At 64.1% G+C, this 19,981-nt stretch carries 17 protein-coding genes; 9 read left to right on the forward strand and 8 right to left on the reverse strand.

Annotated features, from left to right (window positions below; all coding sequences use genetic code 11):
* The first annotated feature begins 257 nt into the window (after positions 1 to 257).
* From CGLY_RS14020 to CGLY_RS14035, 4 genes are all read left to right on the forward strand, one after another.
* Positions 258 to 1,688 (forward strand): FAD-dependent oxidoreductase, encoded by a 1,431-nt coding sequence (locus tag CGLY_RS14020; RefSeq protein ID WP_038550215.1) that lies wholly within the window; start codon positions 258 to 260, stop codon positions 1,686 to 1,688.
* 178 nt (positions 1,689 to 1,866) lie between these two features.
* Positions 1,867 to 2,436, forward strand: a complete 570-nt coding sequence (locus tag CGLY_RS14025) for a GNAT family N-acetyltransferase (protein WP_038550217.1) — start codon at positions 1,867 to 1,869, stop codon at positions 2,434 to 2,436.
* A gap of 72 nt (positions 2,437 to 2,508) precedes the next feature.
* The gene (gene trhO, locus CGLY_RS14030) at positions 2,509 to 3,441 is read left to right on the forward strand and encodes an oxygen-dependent tRNA uridine(34) hydroxylase TrhO (RefSeq protein WP_038550218.1); all 933 of its coding nucleotides are present in this window, start codon (positions 2,509 to 2,511) and stop codon (positions 3,439 to 3,441) included.
* A gap of 95 nt (positions 3,442 to 3,536) precedes the next feature.
* Positions 3,537 to 4,364, forward strand: coding sequence for a RidA family protein (locus CGLY_RS14035; RefSeq protein ID WP_052540257.1), 828 nt, complete (start codon positions 3,537 to 3,539; stop codon positions 4,362 to 4,364).
* 6 nt (positions 4,365 to 4,370) lie between these two features.
* Here the strand turns inward: CGLY_RS14035 and purT are convergent, their stop codons facing one another.
* The 3 genes from purT to CGLY_RS14050 form a co-directional block, all read right to left on the reverse strand.
* The gene (gene purT / locus CGLY_RS14040) at positions 4,371 to 5,642 is read right to left on the reverse strand and encodes a formate-dependent phosphoribosylglycinamide formyltransferase (protein ID WP_038550220.1); all 1,272 of its coding nucleotides are present in this window, start codon (positions 5,640 to 5,642) and stop codon (positions 4,371 to 4,373) included.
* 45 nt (positions 5,643 to 5,687) lie between these two features.
* Complete coding sequence (locus tag CGLY_RS14045; protein ID WP_038553223.1) at positions 5,688 to 6,641, reverse strand: TauD/TfdA dioxygenase family protein; 954 nt, start codon at positions 6,639 to 6,641, stop codon at positions 5,688 to 5,690.
* A gap of 78 nt (positions 6,642 to 6,719) precedes the next feature.
* Positions 6,720 to 7,529, reverse strand: a complete 810-nt coding sequence (locus tag CGLY_RS14050) for a MerR family transcriptional regulator (RefSeq protein WP_158407400.1) — start codon at positions 7,527 to 7,529, stop codon at positions 6,720 to 6,722.
* Positions 7,530 to 7,748: 219 nt separating this feature from the next.
* Here CGLY_RS14050 and CGLY_RS14055 point away from each other — a divergent pair, with 219 nt between their 5' ends.
* Positions 7,749 to 8,252, forward strand: a complete 504-nt coding sequence (locus tag CGLY_RS14055; RefSeq protein ID WP_038550222.1) for an Hsp20/alpha crystallin family protein — start codon at positions 7,749 to 7,751, stop codon at positions 8,250 to 8,252.
* Here the strand turns inward: CGLY_RS14055 and CGLY_RS14060 are convergent, their stop codons facing one another.
* From CGLY_RS14060 to CGLY_RS14070, 3 genes are read right to left on the reverse strand one after another with little or no spacing between them, the layout of a single operon-like run.
* A complete protein-coding gene (locus CGLY_RS14060; RefSeq protein WP_038550223.1) occupies positions 8,253 to 9,404 on the reverse strand; it encodes an ATP-binding cassette domain-containing protein in 1,152 nt (383 codons plus the stop codon).
* Positions 9,401 to 10,264 carry a MerR family transcriptional regulator gene (locus CGLY_RS14065; protein WP_320406891.1) on the reverse strand — a complete coding sequence of 288 codons (864 nt, stop codon included), beginning with the start codon at positions 10,262 to 10,264 and terminating at the stop codon, positions 9,401 to 9,403. Before CGLY_RS14065 ends, CGLY_RS14060 begins: the two co-directional genes overlap by 4 nt.
* A 34-nt stretch (positions 10,265 to 10,298) precedes the next feature.
* On the reverse strand, positions 10,299 to 12,287 hold the full coding sequence (locus CGLY_RS14070) for a fructose-specific PTS transporter subunit EIIC (RefSeq protein ID WP_038550226.1): 1,989 nt from the start codon (positions 12,285 to 12,287) through the stop codon (positions 10,299 to 10,301).
* Positions 12,288 to 12,376: 89 nt separating this feature from the next.
* On the opposite strand from CGLY_RS14070, the gene CGLY_RS14075 reads away from it, so the two are divergent.
* Genes CGLY_RS14075 through CGLY_RS14085 form a run of 3 tightly spaced genes read left to right on the forward strand, consistent with a single transcriptional unit; the run spans position 12,377 to position 17,767 of the window.
* A complete protein-coding gene (locus tag CGLY_RS14075; RefSeq protein ID WP_081803945.1) occupies positions 12,377 to 14,950 on the forward strand; it encodes a YhgE/Pip domain-containing protein in 2,574 nt (857 codons plus the stop codon).
* Entirely contained in the window at positions 14,947 to 17,271 is a 2,325-nt protein-coding gene (locus CGLY_RS14080) for a YhgE/Pip domain-containing protein (RefSeq protein ID WP_038550228.1), read from the forward strand. Before CGLY_RS14075 ends, CGLY_RS14080 begins: the two co-directional genes overlap by 4 nt.
* 25 nt (positions 17,272 to 17,296) lie before the next feature.
* Positions 17,297 to 17,767, forward strand: a complete 471-nt coding sequence (locus CGLY_RS14085; RefSeq protein ID WP_144313698.1) for a hypothetical protein — start codon at positions 17,297 to 17,299, stop codon at positions 17,765 to 17,767.
* A 10-nt stretch (positions 17,768 to 17,777) separates the two neighbouring features.
* Here the strand turns inward: CGLY_RS14085 and CGLY_RS18125 are convergent, their stop codons facing one another.
* Positions 17,778 to 17,948 (reverse strand): GNAT family N-acetyltransferase, encoded by a 171-nt coding sequence (locus CGLY_RS18125; RefSeq protein WP_407080814.1) that lies wholly within the window; start codon positions 17,946 to 17,948, stop codon positions 17,778 to 17,780.
* Positions 17,949 to 18,333: 385 nt separating this feature from the next.
* Here CGLY_RS18125 and CGLY_RS14095 point away from each other — a divergent pair, with 385 nt between their 5' ends.
* The gene (locus tag CGLY_RS14095) at positions 18,334 to 18,876 is read left to right on the forward strand and encodes a class I SAM-dependent methyltransferase (RefSeq protein ID WP_052540259.1); all 543 of its coding nucleotides are present in this window, start codon (positions 18,334 to 18,336) and stop codon (positions 18,874 to 18,876) included.
* A gap of 237 nt (positions 18,877 to 19,113) precedes the next feature.
* On the opposite strand, the gene erm is transcribed toward CGLY_RS14095, so the two are convergent.
* Positions 19,114 to 19,908: a 23S ribosomal RNA methyltransferase Erm gene (erm, locus tag CGLY_RS14100; RefSeq protein ID WP_038550230.1), complete on the reverse strand. Its 795-nt coding sequence runs from the start codon at positions 19,906 to 19,908 to the stop codon at positions 19,114 to 19,116.
* Positions 19,909 to 19,981 lie beyond the last annotated feature (73 nt).

Consider the following 19,981-nt stretch of genomic DNA (forward strand, 5'->3'; position numbering starts at 1 on the left):
CTGTCCGCGGACACAACGTAGGAGATACTCACCCGCGCCGACAAGGGGCTTCCCCGACGACCCTTGCAGTTTCCAGACCGAGTGGTCTATAGTCTGACCCTGACATCCGGTCATACGTGTGCGTGACCGTCCTCACCTGCGCCGTCCTGATACTTTCGGTTCGCCCCAGGGCAGACTAACGTACACAGGAGACCACCCCTGCCCGGCCGCCGAGCTGCCGCACGAAACCGCCAACCACGGATTGGACCAACGCATTCATGTCTGACAACCGCCCGCTGCGCGTCGCCGTCATCGGATCCGGCCCGGCCGGAATCTACGCCTCCGATGCACTGATGAAGTCCGGCAAGGACGTCTCCATCGACCTCTACGAGAAGATGGCCGCCCCCTTCGGTCTCATCCGGTACGGTGTCGCCCCCGACCATCCGCGGATCAAGGGCATCATCAAGGCCCTCCACAAGGTCATGGACAAGCCCCAGATCCGCCTGCTCGGCAACGTCAACGTCGGCGAAGACATCACCCTTGACGACCTGAAGAAGCACTATGACGCGGTCATCTACGCCACCGGCGCCACCGACGACCGGGACCTGAACATCCCCGGCGGCGAGCACACCCTCGGTGCCGGCAAATTCGTGGGCTTCTATGACGCCAACCCGCATTTCGAGGACTCCTGGAACGTCGACGCCGAGGCCATCGCCGTCATCGGTGTCGGCAACGTCGGCCTCGACATCGCCCGCGTGCTCGCGAAGACCGGTGACGAACTGCTCGTCACCGAAATCCCGGACAACGTCTATGAGTCCCTGAAGAACAACAAGGCCAAGGAAGTGCACGTCTTCGGGCGCCGCGGACCGGCCCAGGCGAAGTTCACCCCGCTGGAGCTCAAGGAGCTCAACCACTCCGACACCATCGAGGTCGTCGTCAATCCCGAGGACATCGACTACGACGAGGGGTCCGAGAACGCCCGGCACAACTCCAAGATCACCGACCAGGTGTGCACCATCCTGGAAAACTACGCCGTCGCCGAACCCAAGGGCGCCCCCCACAAGCTCTACCTGCACTTCTTCGAGTCTCCCGTGGAGGTCCGCACCGACGACAACGGCACGGTGACCGCCCTGGTCACCGAGCGCACCGAGCTCGACGGCAATGGCGGCGTCCGCTCCACTGGCACACTGACCGAATGGAACGTCGGTCAGGTGTACCGTGCCGTGGGCTACAAGTCCGACCAGCAGAACGACCTCCCCTGGGACGGCAAGGAGAACGTCCTGCCCAACGTGGGTGGCCGCGTCCTGACTGAGGGCCCCACCGCCGACGGCATCGCCGGCGTCCCCGGCTCCGCCGACCCGGAGGCTGAGCTGCGCGAGACCCTGCCCGGGGTCTACGCCACCGGCTGGATCCGCCGCGGGCCCGTCGGCCTGATCGGAAACACCAAGGGCGACGCGAACGAGGCGGTGGCCAACCTCCTCGCCGACTACGATGCCGGCATCGGTTTCGGCCCCGAGGCGCCGGGCGAGGACGACGTCATCGAGCTTCTGCACTCGCGCGACATCGACTACACCACCTGGGAAGGCTGGTACAACCTCGACGCCCACGAACGCAGCCTGGGCGAAGCCGAAGGCCGCGAGCGCAAGAAGGTGCGTTCCCACGAGGAGATGGTGCACTACTCCAGCGGTGAGGCGCGCGTGAAAGCGTAGTCCCCGAACTCGCGAATAGCGTCGTAATTCACCCGGTGAAATTATAATTCGCGAGATACTTTCTCAAAAGTCCCGGAGAAACCCCAGGTCGCCGGGCCTTTTTGCGTTCTCGGATAAAAGTCAGAATTTTCTTCGCCTTTTGGTGATTCATTGCGCTCATACCGTTATCCTTAAGACTATGAGCGACACCACGAACACCGCAGGCCGCAACCCTGCCGCTGAAGCGCCAGAGGTCCATCTCACGGGCAAGCAGGTACTGAACATGCAGCCCCAGCAGGTCCATGCACTCTACAAGCTGCGGGTGGACGTCTTCGTCAACGAGCAACGCGCCAGCTTCGCCGAGATCGACGACACCGACATCGACCCCGGCACCCACCAGCTCCTGGCGTACGTTCACCCCGGTTCCGGCCCGGACTACCCCTGGGGTCTCCCCGACCCCGGCTCTCCCCTGCGTCTGGTCGGAACCCTCCGGGTCTTCGGCCCGCCGGAGGAGCAGCATATCGGACGGCTCTGCGTCCATCCGGATTTCCGCGGTTTCGGCATCGCCTCGAAGCTCGTGGACGACGCACTCGAGGTCATCCGCGGACGCGCAGCAGCCCTGGACCCCAACGTCCAGAAGACCGTCGTGAAGATCGAAGCACAGACCTACCTGATGCCTTTCTACAAGTCGTACGGCTTCGAGGCCACGGATGAGCCGTTCATGGCCGAAGGCATCGAGCACCAGGAAATGCACCTCACCCTCGACTGAGGTCACCACGAAGGTCGGGGAAACGGGACACAGAAGGGGGTGTCGGGCCCGGGGCCCGATAGAGTGTCCCGGGTGGGAACCAAGAGCACCAAAGGCACGAATTCCGAGACACGCATCCTCCTCTACTACCGCTTCACCCGGATCGCGGACCCGACCGCGGTTATGCTGTGGCAGCGCACCCTGTGCGACTCTCTCGGCCTGCGCGGGCGGATCATCATCAGCCACCACGGGATCAACGGCACCGTCGGCGGATCACTCACCGCGGTGAAGCAGTACATCCGCCGAACCCGCGAGTACCCCGGATTCCATGACATGGAGTTCAAGTGGTCCCCCGGTTCCGCTGAGGACTTCCCGAAACTGTCGGTGAAGGTCCGCGACGAAATCGTCAGCTTCGGCGCTGCCGACGAACTCCGTGTGGATGAACACGGTGTTGTCGGCGGCGGCACCCACCTCTCCCCTGCCGAGGTCAACGACCTGGTGGAGCAGAAGCGTGACACCGGCAACGACGTCGTCTTCTTTGACGGCCGCAATGCCATGGAGGCACAGATCGGCAGGTTCAGGGGCGCGGTGGTCCCCGATGTCGACACCACACATGACTTCCTGCGTGAGCTGGAGTCCGGCAAGTACGACGATCTCAAGAACCGTCCGGTCGTGACCTACTGCACCGGCGGCATCCGTTGCGAAGTGCTGAGTTCGTTGATGCGCAACCGCGGTTTCACCGATGTCTACCAGATCGACGGCGGCATCGTCCGCTACGGCGAACAATTCGGCGACTCCGGACTGTGGGAGGGCTCCCTGTACGTCTTCGACAAGAGGATGCACATGGAGTTCAGCGAGGATGCTGCCTCACTCGGAACCTGCGTGCACTGCGGGACGGCCACACACACCTTCCACAACTGCGCCAACGGCGAATGCCGGGACATGATCCTGCTGTGCGAGACATGCGCGGACACACCGTCCACCGCTCACTGCGGTAAGCAGGCGTGTGCCACCACCGTGTCCTGACGGGGCGTGTGCCCCTTCACCGTGACCGGACCGTAGAGTCAGTGCGAGAATACTTGTGCGCGACACATCGTGATTTTTCAGCAGGAGCATCCCCCATGACCCGCATCCCCGTTTTCGCACGTGCCCGAAGCCGGATGAGCCGCGTCGTGCTGGCCTTCGGTGCCGGCACCACGCTCCTCTTCGGAGCGTCGGCCTGCTCCTTCGAGACCGTGTTCAGCACCACGGAGGACGACAGTACAGCCGACCGGGCCCTGGCACTCTCCGCTCCGGGCAGCGCCGACCTGTGGCGTACCTCCGGTACCGGCCCGGACTCCCTCAATGACGACGCCGAGCCCGGCACTCCCATGGAGTTCGTCGACCCCGCCCTGCTCGAGGACGGTGAACTGCCTCCCCGTATGACGGTGACCGAGGCGCAGTCGCTCCAGGTCCTCCAGAAGCTCGCCGACATGGTGCAGGAGGAGGGCCGCCGCATCTCCGAGGTCGCGACGCTACGGGTCTACCTCACCCCCGAGGACGGCACCGATGACGGGGCCGACTTCGAGGGGTGGAACCGGGCCTACCGTACGTTCTTCGCCAACCTCGATCCCTTGACCGGAGACTCACTCCTGACGGGCACCTCGGCGGTGACGTTGACCGCGGAGACGAGCCCGTCCACCACGTCGGAACCGTCAGGACCCTCAGGCCCCTCCGACAGCGACACACCGTCGGACGACGAGGCCCCCTCGACGTCCCCTGACGCGGAACCGACCGACACGACCGGCGGGGTCGACGATGACACCGACGACACCGACGATGACGATTCGCGGTACTCCGGGGAAACCAACCCCACCAAGCCGACGGTGGTCACCGTGGGCGTGGCCGAGCAGCCCGTCGAAGGATGGTTGGTGCAGGTCGAGGCGGAAGTGATCTTCGACAACGAGTGACGCCCCTCAGGAGCGCCCCCACCTGCCACTGTCTGACGTGGTGCCGGGGGTAGCCGGGTCGATACCGACTGTCACCGTCGACGCCGCCTCAGTGGCCCGCTCCCTGGCGACATCGACGGTCTCTGCCGTGGAAAAGGCCACCCCCATCCTGCGCCGCTCATGGCTGACCGGCTTACCGAAGATCCGGACCTCGGTCTCCGGCACGGTCAGAGCCTCCGCCAGGCCGGAGTAGGTCGGGGCTGCAGCGGACTCGCCGCTGTCCACGCGCCCGTAGATCACCGCTGACGCGCCCGGGGAGATCAGTGTGGTGTCGATCGGCAGCCCGAGAATCGCCCGGGCGTGCAGGTCGAACTCGCTGAAGCGCTGAGACCCCATCGTCACCATGCCGGTGTCGTGCGGCCGGGGACTGACCTCGGAGAAGTACACGTCGTCGCCCTTGACGAAGAGCTCCACACCGAACACGCCACGTCCTCCCAACGCGCCGGTGATACGTGCGGCGACCGAGCGCGCGGATTCCAGCGCCGCTGTCGTCATCTGTGCGGGCTGCCAGGACTCCACGTAGTCTCCCCGGTCCTGCCGGTGGCCGATGGGCTCGCAGAACCAGGTGGCGTCGTCGCCCGAGTCCGGGTCCACTGACCGCACGGTGAGCAGGGTGATCTCATAGTCGAATGGCACGAACTGCTCGATGATCACCCGTCCCGAGGACACCCGCGCCCCACTCATCGCGTACTCCCAGGAACGCCGCAGGTCGTCCTCGGAACGCACGTAGGACTGGCCCTTGCCCGAGGAGCTCATCACCGGCTTGACCACACAAGGCATACCGATCCTGCGGACCCCCTCGAGGAACTCGTCATAGGACGAGGCGAAGACGTGGCGGGAGTTCGGCAACCCCAGATCCCGGTCGGCCAGGGTTCGGATGCCCTCGCGGTTCATCGTCAACCGTGTGGCGCGCGCGGTCGGGATGACTGTGGCCAGGCCCTCGTCCTCCACGTCCTGCAGAGCATCGGTCGCCAGTGCCTCGATCTCCGGGACGACGAACTGCGGACGGACCTCGTCGATCAGGGCACGTACGGCGGAGGGGTCCGTCATGTCGATGGTGTGGTGGACATCGGCGACATGGTGCGCCGGTGCCCCCTCGTAACGGTCCGCGGCATGGACCTCCACCCCGTAGCGCTGCAGGGCGATGGTCACCTCCCTGCCAAGCTCGCCGGATCCCAGCAACAGGACCTTCGTGGCATTGGGTGCAAGGGGTGTACCGATGACGTCAGGCGTGTACATGGGTCAAGACGCTACCAGCCTCCCCATGGTCGACATGCAGTCCAGTCAGGCAACCGCCAGGTTTCCCGGATAGTTCGCCAGGCGACCACTGTCGTCGATCACCGAGTAGGCCGAAGCGTCCCCGGTGATGATGCGCGAACGCTGGCCGGACACGCTGGTGGGGACCGGCCCTGCGAGCGTGACACGGTGGTTCTTACGACGTTGATCACCGAAATCCGCCACACCGTAGTGCTGGGTGGCGAGATTGTCCCAGATGGCGACGTCGCCCTCTTCCCAGTGCCACCGCACGGTGTTGTCCGGGGAGAGGATCCTGGCCTGGAACAGGCGGATCAGATCCCGCGATTCGTCGTCACGGAGCCCGCTGATCCGAGACACAAACTGTCCGAGCAACAACGAACGCTCCCCCGTGGCGGGGTGTACATGGACCAGCGGGTGCTCGGTCTCGAAACGGACCCGGGTGAACTCGGCGTAGGAGAACCCGCTGGAGTCGGTGACGTCCGGGGCTTCCGGCTGTTTCGCCGAGGCGTAGTCGTAGTCGTTGGTGTGGACGGCCCACAGTGCATCCGCCAGGTCCCGTAACGGCTCCGGAAGGCGTTCGTAGGCCGCGACCGTGTTCGCCCATTCGGTGGCACCACCGTAACCGGGAAGCTCCACCGCCCGCAGGACGGAGATCTTCGGGACACGGTCGACGAACGACACGTCGGTGTGCCATGCATTCGCCGCTCCCTCGAGGATCAGGTTGTCCCGGCCGTGGGAAACCACGGTGGGGTGAGCGAGCGTGGGGGTGCCCAGCAGACTGGCGAACGCATACTGGTCCTCATCTGTGAGGTGCTGCTGACCGCGGATAATGAGGACCTTGTGGAGGGCCAGTTCGGTGCGGATCCGGTCGACGGTGTCCGGATCCAGGTCTCCACCCAGACGGAGCCCCTCGATCTTCGCCCCGACATTGTGGGACAGGCGGGTGAGTTCAATAGACTGATCTGTCTGCTTCTGTGTCATGGCGACAGCCTCGCACATCGCCCGACACCCCGCACTCTTTCACTTCACAGTGAACGGAATCCGGCACGGCACCGGGATTCACCACTCAGGGTTTTCCACGTCCACACCGTGACCGGCCGCATTAGCGCGGATCAACTCCACGAGGTAATCCGTGTGATCGTCCCCGTTCACGGTCCAGTTCGTCCGGAACCGGCCATCACCGACGTACATCGCCGACAGAATGACCTGTCGACCGTGTGGACAGTCGTACCAGCGCGAGATCGAACTGCGCTGCCGTTCCGCCAGCGCGTTGCCCTCCTCCGACCCCGGCGCGACGCCACGCTCATGGGCCTCGGCAAGCGCACGGGCGAATGCATCACCCTCCTCGCGGACGGCACGCCAGTCGTCTTCCCCCATCTGCGACATGATCTCCTGGGACTGCGCCCACTCTGTGGTGTCACCCCAGCGCTCCTCAGCCTCACGCTGGTAGTCGGGGTCCCAGTCCGGGCCGAGGATCTCCCGGACCCGGTCGGGTGGCACCGGTCCGGTGTATACACCGGACGTCACCTCGGCGAGCAGGTTCTCCACGGCAGAAAGCATGCGTTCCACCCCGTCCCGGCGCTCCAGCAGCATCTCCCGCTGGCGTAACAGGTGGGCACGCTCATCCCCACCGGCAGCGTCCAGCAGATCAGCGATCTCGGCGAGGGGGACACCCGACTCGCGGTAGACGAGGATGCGCTGGCCCCGGGCCAGGTCATCGGAGGTGTAGATACGGTAGTCCGACCATGTGCGCACCTGAGGAACCAGCAGGCCCTTCGCGTCCCAGTGGTGCAGGGTACGCACGGTGACGCCGAGGTAGTCGGCGGCCTGACTGACGGTGAACTCTTTGTTCTCTGTGTTGTTGTCCATGCCAGTGATCATCGTCCCTGACGCAGCGTGAGGGTCAAGCGGCCGAAATCCGATCCCACCTTCATGTGAGGTTCACATCGGCCCCCTGACACAGCCCTTCCACGCGCTCCCGAAAAAATTCTCCCCAAAGTTGAGTCCTGTGGAATAAACCTTGAAGGCACACAGTTGAGTCAGGTGTACGCAAGTTCAGCAGACAGATGAAGGAGTGAGGTACTCACCATGGCCACCTTCCGTTTCGATCCTTTCGCCCAGCTCGACTCCGTCGCCCGTGAGATCTTCGGAGAATCCGGCGCGCTCGGGACGGTGAACCGGAACCAGACTCCGCGGTTCATGCCGATGGATCTGGTTCGCAAGGACGACGACTACATCCTGACCACCGACCTACCGGGCGTGGATGCTGACAGCATCGACGTCGACATCGACAACGGTGTACTCACCATCTCCGCCGAGCGCACCACCGGGCCACGGCACGCAGTTGACGCCAGTGGAGATTCCGAGAGCAACAGCACCGGGGACACCCACAAGTGGATCGCGAATGAGCGGTTCACCGGAACCTACCGTCGACAGGTCACTGTCAGCGACAGTGTGGACACTGAACGCGTCACCGCCGACTACACCGACGGTGTCCTGACCGTGACCCTACCGGTGGCGGAGCGGTCCAAGAGCCGCAAGATCACCGTCGGACGCTCCGGGGACGACAGCCCGAAGGAGATCGACGCCTGATCAGGCCAGAGAGCCCAGCATCGCCGACCGGTCACTGACCGCGTCGGCGAATGCCGCATTGTGGCAGGACCACAGCACCGCAGGGCGCCCTCCGTTCCACAAGGCCGCAACCCCCGCTGAGGTGAGTTCCGCGTGGTACTCCCCGGCGGCGTAGCCACGCATCACACGCGTCAGCCACGCATATCCCTCGGCGTCCAGCCCGACAGTCGGTTCATCGAGAATCAACAAACCGGGCCCCCGCACCAGGGCGGCCGCGACCGCGAGCATACGTCGCGGAGAACTCGGCACATCCAACGGATGGACATCGCGCCACCGCTCCAACCCCACCCATTCCAACGCCGCCTCCGCATGGGCGGCGTCCGTGCCAACAGCAAGCTCCTTGAGGACGGTCCGCCGGGAGAATGCGGCGTCCATGCCCGTCGGGGCCCATCCCGCAACGGGTGTATCGAGCGTGCCCTCATGTGGCAGCAAGCCGAGGACGGCGAGCATCAACGTGGTCTTCCCCGAACCGTTGGCGCCGCCAAGATGAGTCACCTGGCCACTGAAGACATTCAGGTTCACCGGCCCGAGTGTGAAGGCCCCGCGAGTAACCCCGACATTCTCCATGGTCAGCACAGATTCTCCCGGAGCGGTGTCCGCAAAGGACGAAGGAACAGGATCCGGTGCATCCTCGTCCGTCCCGTCCAACCGCATCTCCTGGTCAGCGTCATCCGCCAGAACGGTGCGCACCCGGTCGTAGACTGTGACCGTCCCGTCGAACTCGGCGAGCGCGGCACGGAGTGTCTCCACCGCCGCGGCATCGAGTCCGTCGGTCGGGCAGTCGAGCACCAGTGAACCGGGGTCGCGGAGGAGGGCCGCGGCGACCGCCAGCCGCCGGGTCTGCCCGGTGGAGAGCCGCGACGGCTCCCGCTCAGCGATGTGCCGCAGACCCCAGGTGTCCATCGCCGCATCGATCCGGGCAGCCATGATCTCCGGCGCGATGCCCTGCTGCTCCATGCCGAAAGCGAGTTCCTCGCGGACAGTGGAGCGCAGCAGCGAGACGTGGGCCGCCGCATCATTGCCCACCCAGGCCGCCCCGGATTCTTCCGCGGCAGCCCATGCATGTTCGGACAGCCCGGCGCCGGAGGCTGCCCAGATGAAACGGTCGATCATGAGGTGACCGTACCAGTGGGCGTATCCGTGATCGGGAAGCACAGTTGGGTGACCCACGCCGTAGGATCGGGATTCTGCGCCGGGCTGACGTGATAGATGTTGAACATCGGGCCGACGGTCAGGTCACGGGCAGCCAAGAAACGCCCTACCTGCTCTGTCACTGCAGGGACTTGCGCATAGTCACCGTGCAGCGTCGCGGTGACGACGTCGCACTCGTCCACATGCCGGCATTCCAGTCCGTCCGGAGGAGTGAAAGACTCCGTGACCTGAACCCACACCTCGATATCGGCGTCACTCTCCTTGAAGTCGGGGTCGTGGAAGGTGGCTCCCGACCACCCTCCCGCCGGGAACGCTGCGTCTGATTCCTGGAGGAGAGCCATGATCTCCTGCCAGAGCTGCGTTTCCTCCGAATAGTCGGAGACAACGCGACGCAATCCGGCGAGAACCATGGATTGCATGTGTTCGATCGTGACGTCCGTCATGTCAGGATGTCCTTTCAGCTGTGTACGTAACCGGTCGAACTGCGCAAGCTGCGTATGCAGTTCGCGTGACCGTTCGGTGAGACGTCCATGATGGTGTTCAAGCTCGGCGTCGAGCTTCACTGGATCCGTACCCGCCGCCAGCATCCTTGCGATTGCATCGATGGAGAATCCTGCATCCCTGAGTAAGACGATGAGATTCGCAGTCCTCAACTGGTCTGCACTGTAGAAACGTCGCCCGCTGTGTGGGTCGACGTGAGCTGGAAAGAGTAACTCGTGCTCCTGATAATGCCGGAGCATCCTTACGCTGATGCTTGTCAGCCGCGAGAATGTCCCGATCGCAAGCAGGCTGTCGTGGTGATCCATAGGTCTAGTGCACATCCTGACACCGTGGTAGATGCAAGCGAATGCACAACTACGCGGTCGCCCCCTGAACCTCGTCGACACCGAGGCCCTTCACCAGGCCGACAACCTCTTCCGACGCTGATGCGGACCGCAACGCCTCCCGGAACTCGTCCTTCATCAACGCACGGGCGAGTTTCGCGAGGACCCTGAGGTGCTGCTTGCCCGCATCATCCGGCACCGCAATAAGGAACACCAGGTCAACCGGGATACCGTCCGGAGCGTCCCACTCCACCGGGGTCTGGAGCCGTCCGAACACCAGCGTCGGGACGCTCACCGCGGCGCTCCGTGCGTGGGGAATAGCCACACCATGACCGACCGCAGTAGTCGACTGCGCCTCGCGAGCCAGTGCTGCATCCACGACCTCAGTCTCGGCAAGACGTCCCTGCTGCTCCGCCTGTCCGGCGAGGGCACGGATCACCGCCGCAGCTCCGGTCGACTCCCCTGTCTGACCGGTCGCGGGAACGAGATCGAGGACGACGGTGCCTGCGTCGATGAGATCCGACGAGGTCAGCTCCGCGTCCGGCTCCGTGTCTGCGTCGGCGTCCTTCCCCGCCCCCGGAGCGCCCGTCGTGACCGCCATGAGCAGCAGGGACACCGCCGACGTCACGGCGATACCGATAACCAGGCACAGGAAGAACCAGGCGATGCCCTCCACCGCACCGAGCACCGCGACGATCGGCCCGCCGTGCATCACATTGTCCTTCACACCGAACATGCCGGCCAGAGCGCCCGCTACTGCCCCGCCGATAACGTTGGCGGGAATGATCTGCAGTGGACGCGCGACAGCGAGCGGAATCGCCCCCTCCGAGATACCGAAGAAGCCCATGAAGAGACCGGCCACCCCGGCGTCCCGCTCCGCCTTGTTGAACCTGCTGCGCGCCAGCAACGTCGTCACGCCCGCGGCGATCGGCGGGACGGCGATGGCGACGGCCGCCATTCCCATCGGCGCAGCATTACCGGTCGCGATCAGGCCGCCGGCGAAGAGGAACGCTGTCTTGTTGAGCGGACCTCCCATGTCGAAAGCGATCATCGCACCGATGATCGCCCCGAGCAGGAGAACCGAAGACCCCTGCATCCCCTCCAGGCTTTCGGTCATCACCTCGAAAAGCGTGGCGATCGGCTTGCCCAACAGATAGATGAAGAGACCCCCGACCACGAGCGTGGTCACCACGGGAATGACGATGATCGGCCAGATGGGCTGAATGTACTTGTGGACCGGGATCTTCCGGATCGCCAGGGCCACGTAGCCGGAGAGCACACCGGTCACGATCCCACCGAGGAATCCGGCGTCGGCTTCGGATCCGTACAGGTCCCCGGTCACAGCCACCAGCCCGGTCACAAAGCCTGGCGCCAGCCCCGGGCGGTCGGCGATGGCCATCGCGATGTATCCGGACAGCACCGGGACCATGAGGGAGAAGGCCAATCCTCCGAGCTGGTTGAGCGTGTCCCAGAACGTTCCCTCCGGAATGACCAGGCCCTCTGCGGTCGGCTCGCCACCGAGGGAGAGAGCCACCGCAAGCATCAGACCGCCGGTGACAACAAAGGGGATCATGTGGGAGACACCGTTCATCAATGCCCGGTAGAGGTCATCGCCGAAGCGACGGGTCCAGGACCGCTGCCCGTCAGTCTCCCCGCGGCTGCTGCCATCGACACCCGCAGCATCGTCACCACTGCTCTTCGGCGCGTCCAGTGCCGACCGGAGCAGTTCCGCCGGCTTCTTGATTCCCTCGTCCACCCCGGTCGACACCAACGGCTTACCGGCGAACCGGGCCGTGTCGATCTTCATGTCCGCTGCGACGACGACAGCCGCGGCATCACGGATCTCCTCGACGGTGAAGGCGTTCTCCACGCCGATGGAGCCGTGGGTCTCCACCCGGACGCGGACGCCGGCAGTGTCTGCAGCCGCCTCAAGGTTCTCGGCTGCCATGTAGGTGTGGGCGATGCCGGTGGGGCACGCGGTGATCGCCAGGACGAGGGGTCGTGTCTCCGGAGACGTCATGCGACCGAGGGTAATAGACTGCGGTAACAGTTAGCTTTGAAAACTGCACACCTGCCACCCGCGACCCGGCCAAGTGCTACGGTCACCGGGTGGCCGTAAGCTGGAATATCTTCACACGTGACGTCGGACGCATCCTGCGCACCCCCAAAGTCTGGGTGATCGTCATCGGCGTGCTGATCACCCCTGCCCTCTACTCCTGGGTCAACGTCGCAGCCTTCTGGGACCCGTACGGCAACACCCAGAACATCGGTGTCGCCGTCGTCAACGAAGACGAGGGCGGAACCTCCGACATCACCGGCCCCATCGACGTGGGCGGCCAGATGATGGACCAACTCGAACAGAACGACCAGCTGGGCTGGCAGTTCATGGACGAAGACGAAGCGGACGACGCACTGAGGAAGGGGGACGTGTCCGCCAGCATCACCGTCCCCACCAGCTTCTCCTCCGATATTCTCAGCATGTTTGAGGGCACGTACTCTCAGCCGACGATTCAGTACCAGGTCAACGAGAAGAAGAGTGCGATCTCGCCGAAGATCACCGACCAGGGTGCGACGACCCTCGATTCGACGATCACGTCAGTGTTCAAGGAGACCGTCGCCGAGTCCGTGACAACCGAGCTCCGCGACGCCGGCGGCTCACTGGGCGACCGCCTCACCAACGCCGGCGACCGCACGGCCAACGCCTTCGACGAGACCGCGGGAACGATGGCCTCGGCGCAGGACGAGCTCACACGGGTCCAGGAGCGGCTCGACGGCGCCCGCCCCACCATCGCCGCCACGCAGGAGGCCCTGCGCTCCGTCGACGCGACCCTGGGCGACGCCGCGACCGCGCTCGACCAGGTGCAGTCAATCATGACCGAGGTCCAGGAGCAGGTGACGTCTTTCTCCGACGCGGCAACCGCGGCGTACGTGGAGGGCACCACCGCGCTGGCGGACGGGACCGCCTCGGCGAATGCGGCTATCGCGTCCGTCACCGGAGAACTCGATCGCGCGGGAGCCGGACTCGGCACCGCAACCCGGGAGGCGTCGGGCATCGTCCGGCAGGCTGACCAGGCGATTGACCAACTCGAGACGCTGCTCGACAATGCCGCCGTGACCCCCGGGGTGTCTGGACCGCTGACGGACACGCTCAACGACCTCCGGGAGCGCAACGCCACGAACCAGGAACTACTCGACGACCTCTCCGGGTTGCAGGGCAATGCGTCCGACACCGTGTCCTCCGTGAATGCGGCAGCGGACGCCCTGGCTGCCGCGACCAGTGACACCCGTGACCGGGCGCAGGGGCTGCGCAGCTCGGTCAGCGATTCCCTGCCGGCACTGAACTCGGCGATCAACCAGGTGAACTCCACCGCTGGCGCGTTCTCCTCCGCGCTGAGTTCGCAACGGACCTTGCTGGGCGAGTCCATCACCCTTCTCGACGGACTCGACAGCCAGCTCGGGACAGCTAAGGACGTCCTCGGCAACTTCCGCAACGATCTGTCCGGCATCGAGGACGGGCTGCAGACCGCACGGGCGGACGTCCTCGCCCTCACCGCCGCGTCCGGCGACGGCGTCCTGGGCACGGTGTCCAACCTGGACTCCGTCGGGATCTCCGAGTTCATGGCAACCCCCGCCGAAGTCGAGAGCCACGCTGTCTACCCGGTCGCCAACTACGGTTCCGGCATGGCAGGCCTGTTCACCAACCTGTCGCTGTGGATCGGCGCTTTCATGCTCATGGTGATTTTCCGGACGGAAGTCGACACCGCCGGGCTCAAGAAAAAGCTCACAGTCGCCCAGGCCTACCGCGGTCGTCTCCTCCTCCTCGCTGTGTTGAGCACATGCCAGGGTGTGGTCGTCTCCGTAGGCAACATGATCATGGGTGTCCAGTCGGTGAACCCCGTCGCATTCGTCGCGACCTGTGTCGCGATCGGGCTGTGTTATCTGAGTATCGTCTACGCGCTGATATCCGCCCTGGGAAATATCGGGCGGGTGATCGCCGTTGTCCTGGCATTCCTGCAGATCCCGGGCGCCTCGGGCATGTATCCGATCGAGATGACACCGGACTTCTTCCAGGCGTTGCACCCGATCCTGCCACTGACCTACGGAATCGACGCCCTGCGGGAGACTATCGGCGGCTTCTACGGCAACCACTACTGGAAGGCCATGGGCACGCTCGTGGTCATGGCCGTGATCGCGTTTATCCTCGGCACATTGCTACGCCGCGGCCTGTCAAACGTGAAGGGGATGGTCAACAGACAACACGCGGCGTCCGGCCTGGTCGTCAACGACCAGGTGGAGGTCGTCGGCAGCAGCTACCGACTGACCGACGTGATCCACGCCATGCGCGACCGCGACGCCTTCCGCAACGAGATCGACAACCGCTGGAAGCCGATCAGGAACAACTACCCGAAGCTGCTGCGCGCCACGATCATCACCGGTGTCGTCGGTGTCCTCATCCTCTGCGTCCTCGCACGCATCTACACCGACGAAAAAGCGCTCCTCTTCGGGCTCCTGTGTCTGTGGGGCCTGCTGATCGTCGGGATCATCGCCGCCCTCGAATACGTCAGACAGAGCTTCGCCCACGTCCAGGAGCTGACCGACCTCTCTGAGGAACAACTCCAGGAAGCCGCCGACACGCAGAGCAAGCGTCCGAAGACGTACTCCCTGGACGGAGACAACGCATGAAGAAGGCCATGAACATCCTGCGCAGCGATCTGCGCGGCATGAAGAACAACGTCATGACCGCTGTGGTGGTCTTCAGTCTCGTCGTCATCCCACTGCTGTTCTCCACGTTCAACGTGCTGGCCAGCTGGAACCCCTTCGGCAACACCGACCAGTTGAAGATCGCCGTCGCCAGCGCCGACGACGGTTACGAGAGCGATCTGGCGTCGCTGCGCATCAACCTCGGCGACCAGGTGCTCTCCCAGTTGAGCAGGAACGACCAGATCGACTGGGTCATCACCGCCGAAGACAAGGCGGTCGAGGGCACCAAAGCCGGCGACTACTACGCGGCCATCGTCCTGCCTCCGTCCTTCAGCACCGACATGCTGACGTTCTACGTCGCAGGAACCGAACCCTCGAAGCTCGACCTGTACACCAACGAAAAGAAGAACGCGCTCTCCACGGTGATCACCGCACAGGGTGCCGACGGCATGATCTCGCAGATCAACGAGACGTTCACCCGGACCCTCAGCAGCGTGGGGCTGGGCCTGGTGTCATCTCTCGACGACTATCTCGAGCAGGACGACACCCAGGCCGCGATCCAGCGCATCGAGTCGCGGGTGGAGAACATCAGCACTCGCCTGCACTCCGGTGCCCAGACCGTACGCTCACTGACCGGGCTGGTGGATTCCTCCATTCCGCTGGTACAGGGCGCGGACAGCATCATCAGTGCCGCAGGCGACCAGTTCGATGACCCGTCCACCAGCATCGGTGGCGGCTCCGGCGCTGCCACCGACCTGGACTCCACCCTCCGCAACGCCACGGACTCCCTCGAGACCGCTCTGCAGGCCACCGGCGACAGCTACGGTGCGGTGAGCGACCGTCTCGGCGAACTCTTCGACAGTGCCAACGCCACCAGCGACAGCACCGCCTCCACGTTCAACACGCTCGCCGACCGCGTCCAACAGCAGGTGGACTTCTTCCAGTCGCTGCGCGACACCCTGGAGAGCAACGTCTCCGGCGCCCTCCCCGACGTCGCCCAGCCCGGCTACGAGCGGGTACTCGCCCGCCTCGACGCGGCGATCGACCGGAGCACGGACCTGCAGAACAGTTTTGCGCAGACCGCGGAAGACATTTCCAGCGGGAACGGGTCGGCACAGTCCTCCCGCCAGGAGAGCCAGGACGCGATTTCGCAGGCCAGGGCCGCGGTGAGCGACGCTGTGACGTCATACCGCGAAGACCTGAAACCCCAGCTGTCGGAGCTGGGGACCACCCTCGACTCCCTCGGCGACAACATCGCCAGCGTCCGGGAGGACCTCGGCGACATCAGGTCGTCGACGTCCGACTCCCCCGGCTCCGTGCAGGACGTGCTCGGACGGACGCGTGACGCCACCGCCGGCCTCGCCGACCGTCTTGACGAGCATGCCGAGCGGTTCTCCGACCTTCAGGATGCGCTGTCGACCGCCGGTGAGACCGGTGACTTCTCCCGACTCGCCGAGGTCGTGGGATCTGACCCGGAGGCACTGGCGTCACAGCTGGCCGCCCCGATCGACGTTGACCGGCAGCCGGTGTTCCCCGTCGCAAGCTTCGGTGTCGGCATGACGCCTCTGTACCTGACCCTCGCGCTGTGGATCGGTGCCGTCCTGACCTCGGTGCTCCTGCGCACCGGAGTGCCGGAGAAGAAGAGGGACGGCAAGAGCTCGGGCGAAGCTGAGGACACCGCCGACGGTGAGGCCGGCGGCGAAGCCGACGTCAAAGCCGATAGCGACGCCGACAGCGACACCGAGGTCAATGCCACGGCTCCCGGTCAGAATGACGCCTCCGACGAGGTCACCGAGTACACGCGGAGTCAGGCTTTCTTCGGACGCTTCGCCATCTTCGCCTGCATCGGACTGGCACAGAGCACCCTCGCGGTGCTCGGTCTGATCTTCTTCGTGCAGATCGACGCCGCCCACCCGATCCTGCTTCTGGTGTGCGGCTGGGTCACGTCGCTCGTCTTCATGCTGATCGTCTACACACTGGTGCTGTCGTTCGGTAGCGCTGGTAAGGCGATCTCGGTGCTGTTGCTGGTGTTCCAGGTATCCGGAGCCGGCGGCGCGTACCCGCTGGCGCTGCTGCCGGGGTGGTTCCAGAGCATCAGCCCATGGCTCCCGGCGACCCACGCGATCGACGCGATGCGCGCCGCCATCGCCGGTGTCTACCAAGGCGACCTGTGGATCGAGCTGGGCCTGCTGCTGCTGTTCGCCGTCCCGATGCTGATACTCGGGCTCGTCTTGCGGGGCCTTCTCGACGGCTACAACCGCAAGACGACGGAAGCCATCGAGTCGACGAAGATCATGCAGTAGCCGGAGCGCGTCGTTAGGAGATGCAATGACGATAGAACCGGAATCTCCTCACCCAGTGCGCCGTCCCGCAGTTCTGTTGGCGCTGGTGGTGGAGCGCCTACCACTCCTCGAACTGGGACTCCTCATCCTCGGTATCACCGGCGCGGCAGTTACTGCATGGGTCGAGGTGTTTGGTCCGATCGGACGCTCCAGCGGCGACTTCACCACTGAGTGGATCAACGACCTGATGACATGGGCGCCTAGTACTGCGGTATTCATCTCAGTCGTCAGCGACAATATGTTTCCTCGACAGAGCTGGCCGCCTTTCGCCTCCCTGGTCGCAGGGATCCTGCTGTGGATTCCACTCTGGATGGCCCCCACCGGCCCCAATATCGGCGGTGGTCTCCTATGGATCGTGGGAATGTGCCTAGCGTTTTCCGGAGTCTGCTCGTTGATCCGGCGGCTGCTGGGACTGTTACTCCGGCTTGCGGTTGTGCCAACGAATAAACCTGCGTGAACGGCAGACCTCAGAGAGGCTGTCCCAACCGGTAACAAAGAGAACTCCGCATCAGCTGGCGGAGCACACCATCGAGCTTCGCGCCCAGCCGTTCGATGGCAGTGCGGGACTCGTGGTTGTGCCAGGAGGTTCTGAACTCCACGGCGGAACATCCCCACTCCTCGAAGGCGTGCGTGAGCATGAGGAGTTTCGACTCCGCGTTCGTCCCTGTCCCCTGGTCCGGATGGCATTCCACGTCGATCCTATCTCCACTCGCGGGACCGATGCGTCGACGTTCATGAACGTCGTCATTCCGATGAGCCTTCCGTCGCGGAGGTCACGCGTCGCGTACGGAATCATGCTCCCGGCGTCCTGCAGCGCAAGACGCCGTCCAATCGCCCTGCACATCTCGTCCGGTGAGGGGACAGCGGTGTACCAGAGGTTCCACAGTTCACCGTCCTGCACCGCCTCAATGAGACCACTCTCATGCTCGAAGGACAGTGGCTCCAAACGAACCCTCTCGCCTGAAAGCTCAACAGGGCGCATAATTGTCATGATGTGAGTCTAGTAAGGAGCCTTTCTCTTATATGGTCGATCCCCGTAAACATTACGATGCACTTCTGGCCGAGCATTACGCCTGGATGCTCGGCGGCGATGTGGAATCCCTCGCCGCGTCCGACACACATTTCCTGCGGTCACTGGGTTTAAACGCAGGACACTTGGCGATTGACCTGGGCTGCGGGCCAGGACCCCAGACCTACGCACTGTCCGACATCGGCTTCACCGAGGTTGTCGGTATCGACACCAGCCGACAGTTGTTGGATGAGCTGAAGAGCAACGTGGGGCACCGGACGGGGATCCGCACGGTGCAGGATGATCTTCTCGCGGCGTTGCCCGAGGCACTTCACGGCGCATCCGCTGATGCAGTGGTCTGCATGCGAGACACGCTCCTGCACCTGCCCGATCGAGAGGCTGTAACGGCACTGTTCACAAAGGTTCGGAGGGTCCTCTCCCCTGACGGCAGTTTCGTGCTGACGTACCGGGACATGAGCACAGCGCTCACTGGACTCGACCGGTTCCTTCCGACGAGAAGCGACTCTGACCGAATCATGATGTGCGTCCTCGACTAGCCGGATGACGACATCGCCATCGTCAACGATCTCATCTACATCTGGGACGGATCCGAGTGGGAACTCCACAAGAGCAGCTATCCAAAGCTCCGGTTGTCCCCTGACTGGGTGACGAATCAGCTGCGGGCCACCGGACTGGATGTTCGCCACCACACCCTCGGACAGGACGGCATGTGGACGACGGTAAGCACCGTGGAGACAGGAGGGGGAACACCATCCGGAGGTCGGTAGCGGGGACTACTTGTGTTGTGCCCGCCATCCCAGGTCCACCGCCAGATCGTAGAGCTCAACCCATTGCTCCGCAGCAAGGTCTTTAGGCAGCACTGATGCGGGTAGCCCTGTATCGCGCAACCAGCGCTTTAGTTCGACCGAGGCCGACCTGCTACGGAGGATCCGCGCGACAATCTCACGGATGCCCCTACCCTTTCCAGTGAATACCGCATGGACGAATGCACGGTAACTACGACCCGCTTCCGTGGGAATCAAAGGTGACGTGCGCCGGACTATGGTCAGCAGGCCAGCGTCCACGCCCGGGCTTGGAGTGAATGCCCTGCCCGGAATGCGGCGGTGCACTGTGAAGGTAAACCATGGCCACCACTGCGCAGTCATCAATGTTGCGCCACCGATGCCAGCACGACGGCGGGCAACCTCCCACTGGACAATTAGGACGGCATGGCTCCAGCTTCCGGAGTGCAGCAGTTTCCGCAGTACGGCGGTGGTGATGTGGAAGGGGAGGTTCCCGACGACCACATGGGGTTGACTCGGAAGGAGGTAGCTCAAGAAGTCACCGGTCACCAGCGTGACCTCGGGTATCTTCTTGGAGAGGCGTTGAACCTGCCTTGAGTCGATCTCGACGCCTGTCACCGGCCGCCCAAGTCGGATCAGAGGTTCGGTGAGAGCTCCTCCTCCGGGACCGATCTCAATTATCGGGCCGTCGGTGTCGTCGATCAGGGCAATCACATCGTTGATTATTGTGCGGTCATTGAGAAAGTTTTGGCCGTACTCGTGTCGGCCGCCGTGATAAGTCGGCATAGTGTTCAGGAACTCCGGATGATCGAGATGATCCGGGCAAGCGAAAATGGCCACCCGGCTGATGCTGCGGAGC

Origin of the sequence: Corynebacterium glyciniphilum AJ 3170, from assembly GCF_000626675.1 — a bacterium.
Taxonomy (GTDB): Bacteria; Actinomycetota; Actinomycetes; order Mycobacteriales; family Mycobacteriaceae; genus Corynebacterium; species Corynebacterium glyciniphilum.